A 15,761-nucleotide genomic window follows, 5' to 3' on the forward strand; every position below is an offset into this window, starting at 1 on the left:
GCCGGGCGGGCCGGGCGGGGCGGGCGGGGCGGGGCGGGGCGGGGCGGGCCGGGCGGGCCGGGCGGGGCGGCGGGGGTTAGGTCAGGCCGGCGTCGTGGGCCAGCAGGGCTACCTGGACCCGGTTGTTGAGCTCCAGCTTGGTCAGGACGCGGGACATGTGGGCCTTCACTGTCGCCACGCTCATGAAGAGTTCGCCGCTGATCTCGGCGTTCGACTTGCCCTGCCCGACCGCCAACACCACCTCACGCTCCCGTTCGCTCAGCCGGCCGAGCATCTCGCCCGCGCGTCGCCGCCGGCCGTCGGCGCTGCCGTCGCTGACGTGGGCAATGAGCTGCCGGGTGACCGCCGGCGACAGCATCGGCTCGCCGGACGCGACGCACCGGACGGCGCGGAGGATCTCGGCGGGCGGGGTGTCCTTGAGGAGGAAGCCGCTCGCGCCTGCCCGCAGCGCCCGCAGCACGTACTCGTCGGCGTGGAACGTCGTCAGCACGATGACCTCGGGCGGATCGGGGCGGCGGCGCAGCTGCTCGGTGGCGGCAAGGCCGTCGACCTGCGGCATCCGGATGTCCATCAGCACCACGTCGGGCCGGTGCTGCCGGACGGCGGCGGCCACCTCGGCCCCGTCGGCCGCCTCGCCGACGAGCGCAAGGTCGTTGGCCCCCCGCAGGATCATCGCAAGTCCCGCCCGCACCAGCGCGTCATCGTCCACGACGAGCACCCGCACAGGCTCGCCCGCCGGCGATTCTTGGGAAGCCGCGGCATCAGCCACTGCCTGAGGCCGCAGGGTCGGCGAAACCGCGAAGCGGCCCGGACCGGAGGCGTCGGGGCCGCTCATGACGGCCACGGGAGCCAGGCCCACAGGCGGAAGTCGCCGGACTCAGTGCGGCCGTGTTCGAGGCGTCCGCCCGCCAGCGCCGCCCGTTCGGTCAATCCCACCAGCCCGGTGCCGGCACCCGGGATCACCGGCGACAGCGCCCGGCCGACCGGCCACGGGTTGCGCACCTCGACGGAGAGCCCCGAGCCGGCCGCTCCCGCCACCACAACGTCCACTGTGGAACCCCCCGCGTGCTTGCGCGCGTTCGTCAGGCCTTCCTGCACGATCCGGTACGCGTTGCGCCCCACACCCACGGGCACCGCCGCCAAGTCTGGCACCTCGTCGTCGAGCCGCACGCGCATGCCCGCGCGGCGCGACTCCTCGATCAAGCCTGGCAGGTCGGCGAGGGTGGGCTGGGGGCGGTCGGGAGCGTCGTCGGCGCCGCCCTCACGCAGTACGCCAATCACCTCGCGCAGATCCTGCAGCGCCTGGTGGGCGCTGTCGCGGATGACGCCGGCGGCCTCCGCGATCTCCTGCGGCGGCGCGTCCGGCCGGAACTCCAGCGCGCCCGCGTGCAGGCTCAGCAGCGAGATGCGGTGCGCCAGCACGTCGTGCATCTCGCGCGCGATGCGCGCGCGCTCCATCTGCTGGGCCTGCGCGACCCGCAGCTGCTGCTCGGACTCGGCCCGGACGGCGCGCTCGCGCAGCGACAGCACGAGCTGCCGCCGGGCCCGCACGACCATGCCCCAGCCCAGGATCAGCGCGGTGAAGACGACGGCCCAGATCATGTCGACCCAGTACGCGCTGGCCCAGTCCGGTCGCAGCAGGGGGAAGATCAGTCCGGATGCCGTGGCGAACGCGCCCGTCGCCACCGCCACGGGAAACCGCCGGTGCACCGCCACGGTGAAGTACGCGATGACCGCCGCGCCGACGCCGGTCACCGAGTACACGCCGGCGACGGTGATCAGCAGGCAGACCGCAACCGGCCAGCGCCGCCGCCCCCAGAGCACCAGGCAGCACAGCAACCCCAGGAGGGCGTCGGCCGCGATCGTGCCGTCGGTGACGCCCTGCTCTTCGCTGGCCACCATCAGGATCAGCAACATCAAGATCGAAAACAGGAACGCCAGCACGTCGACCGCCCAGTCGCGCACCGTCCGGCGGGCAGGCCGCACGTCGGGGTCGAGCTCCGCGAGCAGCATGCCCGGCAGGAGGGTCCGATACTCGGGCACCGCACCAGCCATGATCCAAATGGTACGGCCAGCCGCGCGCTCCGGCATCCGACCAAAGTAGAAGGGCCGGCGTAGACCTTGGTCGCGCGCCGCCGACCTGCGACCGAGGCGACGGTACCCCTGGCGCCCGCACGCTGGACACATGATCAGCGTGGAGCACCTGACGAAGCGGTACGGCGCGCACACAGCCGTCGACGGCGTCACGTTCACCTGTGAGCCCGGCACGGTGACCGGGTTCCTCGGGCCGAACGGCGCCGGCAAATCCACCACGATGCGGATGATCTGCGGGCTGACCCCGCCGTCCGACGGCTCCGCCACGGTCCGGGGCGTGCCGTACCGGCGGCTGCCGAACCCGGGCCGGGAGATCGGGGTACTGCTCGACGCGTCCGCCCAGCACCCGGGGCGCACCGGCCGGGAGGTGCTGGCCCTGGCCGCACAGACCATGGGTGTCGACCGCGGGCGGGTCGGCGAGCTGCTCGACCTCGTCGGGCTGAACGCCACCGCCGCGAAGCGCCGCGTCCGGGCGTACTCGTTGGGCATGCGCCAGCGGCTCGGCATCGCCATGGCGATGCTGGGCGACCCGCGGATCCTGATCCTGGACGAGCCGGCGAACGGTCTCGACCCGGAGGGCATCTTCTGGATGCGCGGCGTGCTGCGCGACTTCGCCGACCGGGGCGGCACGGTGCTGCTCTCGTCGCACCTGCTGCGCGAGGTCGAGGCGGTGGCGGACCGGCTGGTGGTCATCGGGGGTGGCCGGATCGTCGCCGCGGGTACCAAGGACGAGCTGCTCGCCAGCTCGGGTGTCCGGGTCCGCGGGCTGGATCCCGACAAGCTCGAATGGGCGCTCACCACCGCGGGCGTGGCGGTGGCGCGTACCGCTGACGGCGCCCTCGTCGCGCAGGCCGACGCCGAGACGGTCGGCCGGGTCGCGGCGGCGGCCGCGGCCGTACTGCTGGAGCTACGCCCCGCCGACGGCGGCGGCCTGGAGCAGCTGTTCCTCACCCTGACCGCCGGACAGACCGTCAAGGAGGCCGTGAAATGAGCACCATCGCAGCGCCGACCAAACCGCCCATGATCGAGCGCCGGGTGGCTGGCGTGAGCCGGCCGGGTATCACCCGGCTCACAGCCGTCGAGCTGCGCAAGATGACCGACACCCGGGCCGGGTTCTGGCTGCTGGTGACGATCGGGCTCGGGTACGTCGCACTCGCGGTGATCATGCTGTTCGCCGCCGATCCGGCCGACCTGACGTTCCGGAACCTCTTCCAGATGATGATGATCCCGTCCGGGGTGCTGCTGCCGGTGCTCGGCATCCTCGCGGTCACCAGCGAGTGGACGCAGCGGACGGCGCTGACCACGTTCACGCTGGTGCCGGAGCGCAGCCGGGTGGCGGTCGCCAAGCTCCTCGCCGCGATCGCGCTGGCCGTGGCGTCGGTGGCGGTCAGCGTGGCCGTCGCGGCGGCCGGCAACGTGGTCGGCTCGGCGCTGTTCGACGGCGACGGCGCCTGGAACCTCGGCGGCGCCATCCTCCCGCTCTCCCTGCTCGCCCAGGTGATCAACATCGTGATGGGCGTGGCGTTCGGCATGCTGCTCATGAACTCGGCCCTCGCGATCGTTGTCTACTTCATGCTGCCGACTGTGTGGGGCGTGGTGGGCCAGATGGTGAAGGCTCTCCAGACCCCGGCGCAGTGGCTGGACCTGGGCGTAACGATGCAGCCGCTCCTGGAGGGCAGCATGCCCGGCCAGGCGTGGGCCAAGCTGGCCACGGCCAGCGCCGTGTGGGTGCTGCTGCCGCTGGCCGCCGGCTGGACCCGTCTTCTCAGGCGCGAAGTGTCGTAACTAGTGTGGAGCCTATGAGGCCTTACACAGCAGACGCGACGGCGTGGCAGGAGAGCTGGGACCGGCAGCAGGAGGCGTACCTGCCGGACCGCGAGGAACGGTTCGCGGCGCTGCTCGACACCGTCGACGCCGTCACCGGCGGGTGGGCACCGAAGATCCTCGACCTCGCCGGCGGTACCGGATCGATCTCACTGCGGGCCCTGCGCCGCTTCCCGACAGCGACCACGACGGTGCTCGACGTCGACCCGGTGCTGCAGCACATCGCCCGCGCGTCGCTCGACGGCCGGTCGGCCGTCGTGACCGCCGACCTGCGCGGTCCCGAGTGGACGGCCGCGCTCCCCCACCGCGAGTACGACGCGGTGCTCACCGCCACCGCCCTGCACTGGATCGACGCCGACCGGCTGGCGGCGCTGTACAGGGAGATCCGCGACGTGCTGCGGCCCGGCGGCGTGTTCGTCAACGCCGACCACATGCCCGACGACGGCCTGCCCGGACTCAACGAGAAGCGGCACGCGCGGTCCGAGGCGCGGCGGGCGGCCCTGTACGCGGCCGGGGCGGTGCTGTCCTGGGAGGACTGGTGGGCGCACGTCGCCAAGGACCCGACGCTCGGCCCGCTGACCGCGGACCGCGCGAAGGTCTTCGCCAACCGGCACAGCACCGAGTGGAACCCCCCGGTGTCGTGGCACGTGGACACCCTCCGCACCGCCGGGTACAGCGAGGTGGGCCTGGTCTGGCGCGGCGGCCCGGACGCCGCGGTCGCCGCCGTCAGGTGAGGACGCGGTAGCCGTACCGGTGTAGCAGGGGAAACGAGAGCGCCGTGCAGAGCGCGCGCGGCCCAAGCGGCTGCGCGCGCCGCCACTCCTCGTCCGGGTGGAGCGCGACCGGCCCGATGCGGAACCGGGCCGGATTGCCCGACACGGTGTGGTTGGCGCCCAGCTCCACGGTGCGGCCATCCACGAACGGGCCGCCGTCCGCCGCCACCCCGGCCCACGCGAGCAGCCCTTCGACGGTGCCGCGCGGGTCGGCGACGAAGTCCTCGTACCGCAGCCGGTGCCGCCGCCCCGCGTATCCCTGGCGGGCCACCTGCTCGGTGAGCAGGTTCCACGCGAGCCACTTGGTGGTGCTCTCCGCCGGCCCGTGCTGGTCCATCAGCATCGGCTTGGGCCGGTCGAGCTGCGCCTTCGGGCGCATCCACGAGTACGCGACGGCGCGCGGGTCGCGGACCATCTGCACCAGGTACGGCTCGACGCCCGCGACGCGGGCCAGCACGGCCGCGCCAGAGGGTAGCTTCGAGGAGTCGACCACCAGCTCGGCGCCGGTCACCTCGGCGATGGCCGCGTACAGCCTGCCGACCAGGTCGCGGTACTCGGCCGCCTCGGCGTCCAGCCCGCCGCGAGTCAGCCGCCGCGTGTTCCGCACGCGGGTGACCCGGTACTGGAGAGCAGCGGTCCGCTTCGGACAGGGCGGCTCGCTGCCGTACGCCACGTGCAGCACCTTGGACCACAGCGGGCACTCGGCCAGCTTCTCGCCGCACCCGCAGCGCCGCCCCTGCACGAGGCCCCGCCGCCACAGGTAGTACAGCTCACCGGCCGAGAACACGTTCTCGTACGAGCCCAGAATGTTGTCCACGATGGTCGTACCGCTGCGGCCCCAGCCGGCGATGTAGAGCACTTTCACCACACCTGTCACACCGAGTGAGCGTGGCAAAGGTTTCTGGGTCTTCTCCATGAAAGTTTCTGGGTCTTCTCCATGAAAAAGGTCAAGAATGCCTTTGGACGTAGCATCGAGCGCATGAGTGAGCACTTCAACGTTGTCGTGCTGGGCGCCGGACCCGGCGGCTACACGGCGGCGGTCCGGTCGGCGCAGCTGGGACTCCGCACAGCGGTCATCGAGGAGCGCTACTGGGGCGGCGTCTGCCTCAACGTCGGCTGCATCCCCTCCAAGGCGCTGCTGCGCAACGCCGAGCTGGCACACCTGTTCCACCAGGAGGCGAAGACCTTCGGCATCCAGGGCGAGGTGACCTTCGACTACGGCGCGGCGTACCAGCGCAGCCGCAAGGTCGCCGACGGCCGGGTCAAGGGCGTCCACTACCTGATGAAGAAGAACAAGATCGCCCAGTACGACGGGCGGGGCACGTTCACCGACGAGCACACGATCCAGGTGGGCGACCAGACGGTGACCTTCGACCACTGCATCATCGCCGCCGGGGCGACCACGCGGCTGCTGCCGGGCACGTCGATCAGCGACCGGGTGGTGACGTACGAGGAGCAGATCCTCAGCGAAGATCTGCCGGAGAGCGTCGTCATCGCGGGCGCCGGCGCGATCGGAGTCGAGTTCGGGTACGTGCTGCACAACTACGGCGTCAAGGTCACGATCGTCGAGTTCCTCGACCGGATGGTGCCGTTGGAAGACGCCGAGGTGTCGGCCGAGCTGGCCCGGCGGTACAAGCGGCTCGGCATCGACGTGCTCACCTCGACCCGCGTCGAGTCGATCGACGAGTCCGGGCCGAAGGTGCGGGTCACCGTGTCGCGCGACGGCCAGCAGCAAGTGCTCGAAGCCGACAAGGTGCTCCAGGCGATCGGCTTCCAGCCGCGCGTCGAGGGGTACGGGCTCGACAAGACCGGCGTACGCCTCACCGACCGCGGCGCGATCGACATCGACGGGCGCTGCCGCACCAGCGTGCCGCACATCTTCGCGATCGGCGACGTGACCGCCAAGCTGATGCTCGCGCACGCGGCCGAGTCGATGGGCATCGTGGCCGCCGAGACGATCGCCGACGCGGAGACCATGGAGTTGGACTACGTGATGATCCCCCGGGCCACGTACTGCCAACCGCAGATCGCCAGCTTCGGCTGGACCGAGGAGCAGGCCCGGTCACAGGGCTTCGACGTCCAGGTGGCGAAGTTCCCGTTCACGGCGAACGGCAAGGCGCACGGGCTGGGCGACACGGTCGGATTCGTGAAGATCCTCAGCGACGCGAAGTACGGGGAGCTACTGGGCGCCCACCTGATCGGACCGGACGTGACCGAGCTGCTGCCGGAGCTGACGCTCGCGCAGCAGTGGGATCTGACGGTGCACGAGGTCGCCCGAAATGTGCACGCGCATCCGACGCTGGGTGAGGCGGTCAAGGAGGCCGTCCACGGCCTGGCCGGCCACATGATCAACATGTAGTAGCGACGGCCCTCCTCCGCCGATCAAGGGCGAATGCACGTGGTTGGATCTCTTTTCCGCGTGCGTTTGCCCTTGATCGATGAGGATGGCCTTGATCGGCGGCCCTTCAGGGCCGCACGGCGGGTGCCGCCCGCACGGCGGGTGCCGCCCGCACGGCGGGTGCCGCCCGCACGGCGGGTGCCGCCCGCACGGCGGGTGCGTCAATCGCTTCCTGTCGCGGCGGGCCGCCGATGCGGCCGGGGATGCCGCAATTTTGGCGAAAGCGTGCCCTGCGCGCGGGCTTGAGGACACCGAAGTCGTCGGAACGCCGCCCGGCCCGCGGCCCGCGCCGGGCTGGTCCGACCATCTGCCGCGCCTCCGTACGCCACCGGACCTCCACCGACCGACGGGCCTCACCAGCCCTGGCATCGCCTGCCCATCGGACTGCGGCCGGCCCGGCAGCGGGCTACGACCTTGACACCCGGCCGCCGCCCTTGACTCAACGGGCGGCGATCAAGGAGATCTCCATCGATCAAGGGCAAATGCACGCGGAAATGAGATCGAACCACGTGCGTTTGCCCTTGATCGACGAACGCGAGGCAGCCAGCCGCGCAGGGTGCGAGCCGCGCGGACCGCGCAGGGTGCGAGCCGCGCGGACCGCGCAGGGTGCGAGCCGCGCGGACCGCGCAGGGTGCGAGCCGCACGGACCGCGCAGGGTGCGAGCCGCACGGACCGCGCAGGGTGCGAGCCGCACGGACCGCGCAGGGTGCGAGCCGCACGGACCGCGCAGGGTGCGAGCCGCACGGACCGCGCAGGGTGCGAGCCGCACGGACCGCGCAGGGTGCGAGCCGCACGGACCGCGCAAGGCGCACGGACCGCGCAAGGCGCGCACGCGCCCCGCGAGGCGCGACCCTAGCGGGACGACGCTATGCGGCGGCCTACGGCGCTGATCAAGCGGTCGAGCTCCGAGCCGAACGGGTTGTCGTGTACCAGGTACGTCCAGGTCGCGCTCGGGCGGACCAGGGTCGCCACCTCCGGCTCCCAGTCCTCGTCGATCTCGGATTCCTCGAACGTCGCCACCGTCCGCTCCTCGATCTTCGGGAACAGGTCGTTGAACGCCGGCACCGCCGCCCGGTGGAACTCGTCCAGCGGGTCCAGCCGCCCCAGCGCCCGCAGATGCACACCCTCGCGCACCTCGGACAGCTCGGCCAGGTGCTCGGCCCACAGCCGGTCGAGGTGGTAGAGGGCGATCGACCGCCCCACCCGGTTGACCAGCTCGTCGTCGAGCTCCTCGGCCTTCTCCTCGCACCGCTCGCGGAGCATGTCGCCGGCCACCTCGGTGGTGAGCAGCCGCTCACGCCGCACGGCGAGCGCCTTGCGCTGCTGCTCGATCACCACGCTGTATCGCCACGTGTTGCGGTGGATCTCGTGGTTGACGCCTTCAGCGACCCGCTGGGCGTGCTCGATCGCGTAGCTGACCGCCTCGTCCACGACGAGCCCGTCGGCGTGCATCTTCGGCGAGGCCGGGATCAGCTCGGGCGCGTGCCGCACGACCAGCTCGTCTTCGAGGCTGACGAAGAACACCGAGTTGCCCGGGTCGCCCTGCCGGCCGGCGCGACCGCGGAGCTGGTCGTCGACGCGGCGGCTGTCGTGCCGGCCGCTGCCGATCACGTACAGCCCGCCGAGGTCGGAGACCCGGTCGTAGTCGCTCTGGTCGCTGCCGCCGAGCCGGATGTCGACACCACGGCCGGCCATCTGCGTGGAGACGGTCACCGCGTTGTGCGTACCGGCCTCGGCGATGATCGCGGCCTCTTCCTCGTCGTTCTTGGCGTTGAGCACGACGCAGTCGACGCCGACGGCCTTCAGGCCGGCGGCGAGCTGCTCCGACTCCTTCACGTCGAGGGTGCCGACCAGCACGGGACGCCCGGCGGCGTGCGCCTCGGTGATCTCCGCGATCAGCGCCTCTTCCTTCTCGGCGCGCGTCGCGTAGATGCGGTCCGGCTCGTCGACGCGCACGCACGGCGTGTTCGGCGGGATCACCGCGACTTCCAGCTTGAAGAATTCGCGCAGCTCGTGCCCCACCAGCACCGCCGTGGCGGTCATGCCGCACAGCGTGCGGTACAGCCCGATGTACGCCTGCACCGTGATCGTGTCGAGCACCTCGCCCTCGGCGGTGGCACCCAGCCCTTCCTTGGCCTCGACGGCGGCCTGCAGCCCGTCGGGCCAGCGGCGCCGCTGCGCGACCCGGCCGCGCATCTCGTCGACCAGCTCGACGGCGCCGTTGCGCACGATGTAGTCGACGTCGCGGTGCAGCAGCGCCTGGGCGTGCAGTGCCACGTTGACGGCGGAGAGCTGGTCGAAGTGCTCCTCGGCGTACAGGTCGAGGCCGCCCAGCTCCTTCTCGATGGTCTCCAGGCCGCGCTGGGTGAGGGCCACGCTGCGGCCGTCGTCGGCGATCTCGTAGTCGCGCTTGTCGCGCAGGCCCCGCACCAGGGCCGCGGCCGCGTGCACCGGGTCCTGCTCGCCGGGGACGGTGCCGGCGAGGACCATCGGCACCCGGGCCTCGTCGATGAGGATCGAGTCGGCCTCGTCGACGATGCAGGTGGCCAGCTCGCGCTGCACCCGCTCGTCGATGTCGACCACGAGCTGGTCGCGCAGGTAGTCGAAGCCCGCCTCGCTCACGGAGACGTAGGTGACGTCGTTGTTGTACGCCGCGCGCCGCTGCTCGTGGGTCGAAGCCTCGGTGACCCAGCCGACGCTGAGGCCGAGCAGCTTGTAGACCGGCGCCATCCACAGCGCGTCGCGCCGTGCCAGGTAGTCGTTGACGGTGAGCACGTGCACGGGCCCGTTGCCGCGCCGCACGTGGCCGTACGCGGCGATCGCTGCGGTCAGCGTCTTGCCCTCACCGGTGGCCATCTCGGCGACCTTGCCGGACTGCAACGCCATCGCGCCGACCAGCTGCACGTCGTAGGCGCGCTGGTCGAGCCCGCGGCGGGCCGCCTCCCGCCCGACGGCGCAGATCTCGACGTACTCCTCTGCCTTACCGGCGGCCTCGGTCAGCTCGGCGTCGTCGAGCTCCTTCAGCTCGTCTTCGCGCGCCGCGATCTTGGGCAGCAACTTCTCCAGCGGGCCGAGATCGACCGTGGTGCCAGGGCGCTGGAGGAACCGCTGGACCCTGCTCTTCAACCGTGAGGACACACCCATGAGGCGCAACGGTACTATTCAACACTCCAAGATCACCGACACCTCCTGCCTTCGCCGCTCGGCCAGGGCCGTGAGCAGCACCGGAGCCTCGTCAAACGGCACCACCGCGGTCACCAGATGCTTGCGCACCACGTCCCCGTACACGCGCAGCAGCTCGACCGTCTCGGCCGAGAGCCGCTCGCGGTCCCACACCGCCGCGAGGCCGCGCGGCACCCGGCCGATCTGCGCGCAGCGCAGGCTGAGGCCGTTGTGGTGGAACTCCTCCCCCAGCCGCACCTCGTCCGCCCCCGCCTGGTAGAACGCCAGGTCGATCACCGTCCCCTGCGGCCGCAGCAGGCGCAACGCGAGGTGCAGCGCCGACGCCTGGCCTCGACACTGGAAGACCACGTCCGCGCCCCGGTCGCCGGGCCCGTGCCGCCACCGGGTCTTCAACGCGACCGCGGGGTCGCCGGCCGCCGGGTCGAGCGTCGCGAGACCGAGGGCCTCCGCGACCGCTCGCCGCCGCGACGTTTCATCGAGTACGACGACATCCTGGGCGCCGTGGCGTTGGACGAACAGCGCCGTCAGCAGACCGACGGCGCCGGCGCCCACCACCGCGACACGCCGTCCCGCGACACCGTCTCCCAGCCCGCGTACCTGCGTGCCAAAAGCGTCCGCCGCGGCGTGTAACAGCCCGTTCGCGCAGATGGGGCCCATGTGCGCCACGTACACCCCGAGTGCGGGATCGAGGTCGCCGGGCAGCGGCACGACCCGGTCGGCGAGCGGGTCGGCCACGTACCCGGTCCGGTGCCCGTACGCCATCGCGACCACGTCTCCCGGCGCGACCGCCGGCGTGCGGCTCTCCGCGACCGTGGCCACCTCCATGTACCCGAGCCGGGTCACCGGGTACGGCGTGGACGGCTCGCCGGGGCGGAACAGCCCGAGCCCCGCGTCGAACCGCGCGGACAGGTACGGGTTGGTTCCCTTGACGTAGCTAAGCTCGGTACCCGTAGACACTCCACTGTAGAGTGTTCGGACCCGGAACGTGCCGTCTCGCAAGGTTTCCGGCTCTTCCGACCGGATCTGCACCCGGCCGGGTCCGTCGACGACTACGACTCGCTCAGACATCACAGGCCTCCCCCGTGGCCGCCGATTGCGCGATCGCGCACGCCAGCCGGTGAGTGCGGAGCCCTTCCTCGTACGGCGCCCGGATGTCGTCGCCCTCGCGGCGTACCGCGTCGATGAACGCTCTGTCCACCGCCACCCGCGCCGCTTCCGGGTCGCCAGGCAGCCGGTATTCGCGCTCGCCCTCGCGTACCAGAAGCTCGTCCTCACCCACGGCGAGCGCGAGCCCGTCCGCGTAGATCTCCAGTCCCGCGCGATGCTTCCAGCCGAGGACGCAGGCCGTGGCGAGCGTGCCCACCGCCCCCGACGCGAAGCGGAGGGTGGCGGCCGTGGCGGAATCGACATCGGAGCCCTCCCCCGGCGGAGGGGAGCCGTCGCCGAGCGCGCATACCCGGGTGACCTCGCCGACCAGCAGCCGGGCCAGGTCGAGCACGTGGGCGGCCTGCTCCACCACCGGCCCGCCCGACCGGTCCCGCCGCGACCACCACGCCACCGGCGGCACCTTGTCGAGCCAGGCGCCGCTGACCAGCCGCACCGGTCGCCCGTCGAGCACGTCACGTGCCCGCTCGACCACCGCCAGGTACCGCCAGTGGTGCCCGACTGCGGTCGGCGCGCCGTCGACCATCGCGGCGGTCTTCTCGGCGGTCTCCAGGTCGGCGGCCAAGGGCTTCTCCACGAACAGCGGCAGCCCGGCGGCCAGCACCGCCTCCTCCGCCGGACCGTGCGCGAACGGCGGCACGCACACGTACACGGCGTCCAGGTCTGAGCGCAGCAGCTCGTCGGCGTCCGCGAAAGCCCTGGTCCCGTGCGTATCGGCCAGCCGGGCGGCCGCCTCGGGCAGCACATCCGTCACACCCGCCAGCACCACGTCCGGGAATCCCGACAGCACCCGAGCGTGCCGCTGGGCCACGTTCCCGGCACCGATCAAACCCACGCGACTCTTACCCATACGTCCCTCCCAACCTCGGCGTGGCGATTGAGTACCCCGTTCAGCGGGAATTCGTACGTCCATGTGGCAATCCCGTTCGGTCACCCCTGTGGTGGAGGCCTGGTCGACTTACCGGACCGGGTCAGCGGCGCAGTGGACGCCGCGCCAACTCCTGCGCGCCAAAGGGCGCAGCCGGGTCAGCGTGGTCATCCCCGCGCGCAACGAGGAGGAAACGGTCGGCGAGATCGTCGCGACGATCCACGACCGGCTAGTCCGCGCGGTCCCGCTGGTCGACGAGATAGTCGTAGTGGACTCCCGGTCGGACGACGGCACGGCGGAGGTGGCCCGCTCCGCGGGCGCCCGCGTCGTGTGTCAGGACGAGATGACCCGCGGTCTGCCCCGCATGGAGGGCAAGGGCGACGCGCTGTGGGCGGGGCTCGCCGCCGCCCGGGGCGACGTGGTCGCGTTCATCGACGCAGACCTGCGGCAATTCCGCCCGCACTTCGTCACCGGCCTGGTCGGGCCGCTGCTGACCGACGCGTCGGTCGCCTTCGTCAAGGGCTTCTATCACCGGCCGCTGGAAGGGGCGGCCGGCAACGAACGGGACGGCGGTGGGCGGGTCACCGAGCTGATGGCCCGACCCCTGCTGAACCTTTTCTGGCCGGAGCTGGCCGGCTTCGTGCAGCCCCTGGCCGGGGAGTACGCGGGCCGCCGGACGGTGCTGGAACGGTTGCCGTTCGTGTCCGGGTACGGGGTCGAGATCGCGATGCTGATCGACCTGCTCGACCTGGTGGGCCTGGACGCGCTCGCGCAGGTCGACCTCGGTGAACGGCACCACCGCAACCAGCAGACGGAGGCGCTGGGCCGGATGGCCGCGCAGATCCTGTTCACCGCGTGGTCGCGACTGCACCGCAAGGGCATCGTCGCCACGCCGACCCCACCAGCGGACGCGCTGACCCAATTCCGCCGCGGCGGCGCCGAGGCGCTGCCCAACCTCGACCGGGAGATCGTCGTGACGGACGTATCGGTGACCGAGCGCCCACCCCTCGCCCAGGTCCGCAGCCAGCCTGTGGGTGTTCGATGAGCCAGCGAGTTGGCGCGGCGCGGAGTAAGGCGTCGCCCTCAGCGCACGACCGAGCGAATCAGGAGGCACGATGAGGGTGCTGATGAACGCCGGGCCGTGGCTGTCGGTGCCCCCTCGGGGATATGGCGGTATCGAGAACGTGGTGGCCACCCTCGTGCCGCCGCTGCGCGACCTGGGCGTGGAGGTGGTGCTGGCGTCCGTCGGCACCAGCACGCTCCCGGTCGACGAGCTGCTGTCGGTATTCCCGGACGGGCAGTTCAGCGCCCTCCAGCGCCCGTACAACCAGGTCTGCGGCGTCGCGCAGGCGCACATGCACCGCGTGGTCCGGGCCCTGCGCGAACGCGACGACATCGACCTGGTGCACGACCACGTCGAAGCCGTGGGCCTCGCCACCATGGCCGCGCTCGGCCGCGACGCGCCGCCCGCCCTGCATACCCTGCACTGGGATCTGGCCAAGCACCCCGAGCTGTACGGCGGCTTCGACGGAGGTGGGCGGGTCCGGGTCAACGGCGTCTCCGCCTCGCAGCTCGCCCGGGCTCCCGAGGCACTGCGCGCCCACTCGGTCGGCCACGTGCACCTGGCCACCCCGCTCGCGACCGGCGCCGACCGCCGCCCCCGCCCGACCAAGGGCGACCACCTGCTGATCCTCGGCCGGATCACCCCCGGCAAGGGCCAGGACCTCGGGGCGCGCCTGGCTCACGAGTATGGGTTCGACCTGATCCTCGCCGGCCCCGTCGGCCCGTACCACGACCCGGCGGACCTGCCGCCCGACGCCGACAACCCGGACGCCCGATACTTCCGGGAGCGGGTGGCGCCGCACGTCGACGGCCAGCGCGTGCGGTGGATCGGTACCGTCTCCGGCCAGGAGCGCGACGAGCTCGTGGCCAACGCCAAGGCCGTGCTCGCGCCACTGCGCTGGGAGGAGCCGGGCGGCACGTTCGTCGTGGAGTCGCTCGCCCTGGGCACCCCCGTGGTCGCCCTGGCCCGTGGCTGCCTACCCGAACTCATCGAAGACGGCCGCACCGGCCTGCTCACCGACGACGAGAACGAGCTGGCCGAACTCGCCCTGGCAGCCGACAAGATCGACCCGGCGGAGTGCATGGCCGAGGCCGCGCGCCGGTTCACACCCGCGCGGATGGCCAGCCAGTACCTGGAACTGTACGAGCGATTCATTCACTCGCATTCATGTAACCGTGTCGATACGCTGAGTTATGGCGTTGGATCGCGAGCTCTTCCCTGAGCCCATCGCGCGCCCGCAGGGGCCGATCGTCACCGGACACGTCGTGCAACTACTCGGCGGATACTCCCGCGAGGTCAAGGTGGGCCAACCGGCCCTGGTGGCGGTCTTCGCGACCGCCACCGTCGCCCGCCTGATCGTCGCGGCGATCCTCTCCGTCCTGCGCGCCGGCACCGGCCGCGGCGGCCGCCGCTCGTTCAAGGAGCTGAAGAAGGGCCCAGAATTCCTTGTCACGCCCCTACGACTGCGCGACAGATACGGCACCCTGTGCGAGCTGGAGATCCACGGCCACCTCCCCCAGACCGCCCTCGAACCGGCCGACCACATCCAGGTCACCGTCCGCCACCAGAAAGACCCCGACCTGGCCCCCCGCGTCGAGCGCATCGTCAACCTGACCACCGGCCAGCTCCTAACCCCCCACCCCCCAACGATGTGGTCCCACCTAGGCCCCGCCCTCCTCCTCCAGGCCACAACAGGCCTAGCCCTCCTAACCACAGCAGCCGCCTGCACCCTGACCACATAACCCCACCCTTCCCCGCCCGCCCCCGCACGCACCCCGGCACGCGCCCCCGCACGCCCCCCGCCCCGTCACGCGCCCCCGCACGCGCCCGCGCGCCCCGCTGTCCGCACGGGGGGCCGGCCCCTCCCCGCCGATCAAGGGCAAACGCACGTGGTTCGATCTCTTTTCCACGTGCGTTTGCCCTTGATCGACGGAGTTGTCCTTGATCGCGGGCCTGTCGGCCGCCCTCGAAGGCGGCGAGCCGCCCGCTACCCTGAATGCGGCGCCCGACGCGCCCGCGGTGCGCGCCGCGCCCGCACCGCGGGCGTGGCGGCTGCCGGCAACCTCGCGGTCATCGGAGCCCGGCCCTGGCCGATACGGCGTAGCCACCGCACGGCCGCCGCTGGGTAGCGTCCGGCAAGCACGGCTCGCCGAGCGCCGGGCGTCGCTCTCGACCTTCGCCCGGCAGCCTCCGCTCGCCCTGCGCCCGTCGGCCTCAGCGCCTGGCAGGCTCCGACGCCGCCTGGCTTGTGATCCCTTGGGCGCGGGCCCACGCGAACGCTGCGCGGGCCTGCGGCGCACCTTAAGCGACGTCGATCAAGGAGATCTGCATGGATCAAGGGCAAACGCACGTGGAAAAGAGATCGAACCACGTGCGTTTGCCCTTGATCGACGG

The 15,761-nt window shown here is 71.9% G+C and carries 13 protein-coding genes; 7 read left to right on the forward strand and 6 right to left on the reverse strand.

The features are described from left to right. Positions 1-76: 76 nt before the first annotated feature. Positions 77-853, reverse strand: a complete 777-nt coding sequence (locus V6V89_RS38500) for a response regulator transcription factor (RefSeq protein WP_334624626.1) — start codon at positions 851-853, stop codon at positions 77-79. Beyond that, positions 832-2,058, reverse strand: a complete 1,227-nt coding sequence (locus V6V89_RS38505) for a sensor histidine kinase (protein WP_334624627.1) — start codon at positions 2,056-2,058, stop codon at positions 832-834. Before V6V89_RS38505 ends, V6V89_RS38500 begins: the two co-directional genes overlap by 22 nt. 127 nt (positions 2,059-2,185) lie before the next feature. Here V6V89_RS38505 and V6V89_RS38510 point away from each other — a divergent pair, with 127 nt between their 5' ends. From V6V89_RS38510 to V6V89_RS38520, 3 genes are read left to right on the forward strand one after another with little or no spacing between them, the layout of a single operon-like run. Continuing rightward, positions 2,186-3,085, forward strand: a complete 900-nt coding sequence (locus V6V89_RS38510) for an ABC transporter ATP-binding protein (protein WP_334624615.1) — start codon at positions 2,186-2,188, stop codon at positions 3,083-3,085. Then, on the forward strand, positions 3,082-3,879 hold the full coding sequence (locus V6V89_RS38515) for an ABC transporter permease (RefSeq protein ID WP_334624616.1): 798 nt from the start codon (positions 3,082-3,084) through the stop codon (positions 3,877-3,879). The genes V6V89_RS38510 and V6V89_RS38515 overlap by 4 nt, the downstream gene beginning before the upstream one ends. A gap of 14 nt (positions 3,880-3,893) precedes the next feature. Next, entirely contained in the window at positions 3,894-4,652 is a 759-nt protein-coding gene (locus V6V89_RS38520; RefSeq protein ID WP_334624617.1) for a class I SAM-dependent methyltransferase, read from the forward strand. Here V6V89_RS38520 and V6V89_RS38525 read toward each other — a convergent pair. Then, entirely contained in the window at positions 4,645-5,568 is a 924-nt protein-coding gene (locus V6V89_RS38525; RefSeq protein WP_334624618.1) for a sulfotransferase family protein, read from the reverse strand. The genes V6V89_RS38520 and V6V89_RS38525 overlap by 8 nt on opposite strands. A 102-nt stretch (positions 5,569-5,670) precedes the next feature. On the opposite strand from V6V89_RS38525, the gene lpdA reads away from it, so the two are divergent. Then, on the forward strand, positions 5,671-7,050 hold the full coding sequence (gene lpdA, locus V6V89_RS38530) for a dihydrolipoyl dehydrogenase (RefSeq protein WP_334624619.1): 1,380 nt from the start codon (positions 5,671-5,673) through the stop codon (positions 7,048-7,050). A gap of 891 nt (positions 7,051-7,941) precedes the next feature. On the opposite strand, the gene secA2 is transcribed toward lpdA, so the two are convergent. From secA2 to V6V89_RS38545, 3 genes are read right to left on the reverse strand one after another with little or no spacing between them, the layout of a single operon-like run. After that, positions 7,942-10,233 carry an accessory Sec system translocase SecA2 gene (gene secA2, locus V6V89_RS38535; protein ID WP_334624620.1) on the reverse strand — a complete coding sequence of 764 codons (2,292 nt, stop codon included), beginning with the start codon at positions 10,231-10,233 and terminating at the stop codon, positions 7,942-7,944. A gap of 18 nt (positions 10,234-10,251) precedes the next feature. Next, on the reverse strand, positions 10,252-11,340 hold the full coding sequence (locus V6V89_RS38540) for a zinc-dependent alcohol dehydrogenase (protein WP_334624621.1): 1,089 nt from the start codon (positions 11,338-11,340) through the stop codon (positions 10,252-10,254). Beyond that, positions 11,333-12,286: a Gfo/Idh/MocA family protein gene (locus tag V6V89_RS38545; protein WP_334624622.1), complete on the reverse strand. Its 954-nt coding sequence runs from the start codon at positions 12,284-12,286 to the stop codon at positions 11,333-11,335. The genes V6V89_RS38540 and V6V89_RS38545 overlap by 8 nt, the downstream gene beginning before the upstream one ends. 61 nt (positions 12,287-12,347) lie before the next feature. Between V6V89_RS38545 and V6V89_RS38550 the strand changes: the two genes are divergently transcribed. The 3 genes from V6V89_RS38550 (at position 12,348) to V6V89_RS38560 (ending at position 15,109) form a co-directional block, all read left to right on the forward strand. Continuing rightward, positions 12,348-13,349 carry a glucosyl-3-phosphoglycerate synthase gene (locus tag V6V89_RS38550; RefSeq protein ID WP_334624623.1) on the forward strand — a complete coding sequence of 334 codons (1,002 nt, stop codon included), beginning with the start codon at positions 12,348-12,350 and terminating at the stop codon, positions 13,347-13,349. Between the two features lie 70 nt (positions 13,350-13,419). After that, complete coding sequence (locus tag V6V89_RS38555; protein WP_334624624.1) at positions 13,420-14,589, forward strand: glycosyltransferase; 1,170 nt, start codon at positions 13,420-13,422, stop codon at positions 14,587-14,589. Next, complete coding sequence (locus V6V89_RS38560; protein ID WP_334624625.1) at positions 14,561-15,109, forward strand: hypothetical protein; 549 nt, start codon at positions 14,561-14,563, stop codon at positions 15,107-15,109. Before V6V89_RS38555 ends, V6V89_RS38560 begins: the two co-directional genes overlap by 29 nt. Positions 15,110-15,761: the final 652 nt, after the last annotated feature.

The organism is Micromonospora sp. CPCC 206061 (assembly GCF_036906915.1).
Lineage (GTDB): Bacteria > Actinomycetota > Actinomycetes > Mycobacteriales > Micromonosporaceae > Phytohabitans.